Consider the following 1351-nt stretch of genomic DNA (forward strand, 5'->3'; position numbering starts at 1 on the left):
GATCGTGCACGCCTGCATCTAGCGTTCGCCCAAACCGAGCAAAGTCCCAGCCGATATCGAACGCGGTTTCAAGTGTGCTTGCCGATAACATTGCGTTACCCCGGCGAATGCATTCCGAATGAGTAACTGGCGGGCAGCACCTGCTTGCCCCCAGTTGACGATAAAAAAGTAGCTAGCGTCTTGGAAGCGCCTCCCGTTTATTGCACGCCCTTCTTGGCCGCAAGCGCCTGCGCCATCTCCAGGTGATGTTGAATAGTGGGCAATGCTTTCTGCGCGGCTTTCTTCAAATCGGCGTTTTGGCCTTCGTGGGCTTCCTTTTGGAACGCGGCGACGGCCTTCTCATGTCCCTCGATACCGACGGTTTTTATATAGGCCGTATCGAACGCTTTGCCCTTAAGCGGCTTAAGCGTGTCGAGTACCGCCGTGTCCGAATTGTCTTTAGGGACCGCAACGCCATGAGGCGCAGCCATTTTGAGCTGGACGGTCAGTTTCGTGTGATCAATCGTCATGTGATGCGCAAAGTCTTTCACGTCTTTATCTTGCGACTGCTTGCTCGCAAGCTTTGCCGTGTCGATTTCGGTTGAGCTCGATTCGGAAGCCGCCTGTGCAAAGGCTTTATCGACCGCAGGAAGGTCGTTCGCCTGCGTGGTGCTGGCGGCCTGCGTTTGCGCGAACGCGGAAGGTCCCGCAACGACAAGCGCAGACATCAGTGCCGCAAAATGGACCATATTGAATTTCACTTTTGAGCTCCTAGCGTTCGGTTTGGAAGCACTTCTAACGAGCAACCGGTGTGCCGTAGGGATCTAGGGGTTCTCTAACGCTCCACACTCTAGAAAATGATCGTCTGCGGCACACGCAATGCTGTTCACACTTTGTCGAGCGGGCGACCGAGCCGCTCAGCTTCTCTTTCCCGCAACCTCATGCAACCGGCGGTATTCCCGTGAACAACGCTGAATCGAATCCGACTCAATCGCAGCAGAAGGAAATCCAGGCACGTACGCCATCTGAGACGCCTGCTACAGAAACCGCCCGCGCCGATCCGCAAGTGATGGAAAATGAACATGCGGGGAAAGAAAGCCCTCCTGCTTCATATGCAAATGGCGAGTCCGATCCGCTACCCGGAATTGATCTTGACTCGGTGACCGCGCAGTCAGCAGACCCGATCGAGCGCGCGAAGTCTCGTGTCGTCTCTGTCGATAACGCAAATATGGAGGCCTCCGACAACACGGTCGACACGGACGGAAAGGGCCTTGAGGCAAAACGAGACCTATCGCCTCAACACGATAATGTGATCGGCACTAACGCTACATTGGTGAACAACGTTCCCGCGCCCGCCAGTGGCCTCGGCGGT

General features: G+C 55.7%; 2 protein-coding genes. One reads left to right on the forward strand and one right to left on the reverse strand.

Annotated elements, in window-relative coordinates; all coding sequences use genetic code 11:
• Positions 1–197: 197 nt before the first annotated feature.
• Positions 198–728 (reverse strand): DUF4142 domain-containing protein, encoded by a 531-nt coding sequence (locus QCE79_RS32800; RefSeq protein ID WP_309851593.1) that lies wholly within the window; start codon positions 726–728, stop codon positions 198–200.
• Between the two features lie 212 nt (positions 729–940).
• On the opposite strand from QCE79_RS32800, the gene QCE79_RS32805 reads away from it, so the two are divergent.
• On the forward strand, positions 941–1351 hold a 411-nt coding region (locus tag QCE79_RS32805), incomplete at its 3' end, for a DUF3005 domain-containing protein (RefSeq protein WP_309851590.1).

Source organism: Caballeronia sp. LZ003, assembly GCF_031451465.1.
In the GTDB taxonomy this organism is placed as follows: domain Bacteria; phylum Pseudomonadota; class Gammaproteobacteria; order Burkholderiales; family Burkholderiaceae; genus Caballeronia.

What these genes read in the sequence shown, in the direction of transcription:
- QCE79_RS32800 (WP_309851593.1), bottom strand. Translation starts at nt 728, where the DNA reads ATGGTCCATTTTGCGGCACTGATGTCTGCGCTTGTCGTTGCGGGACCT.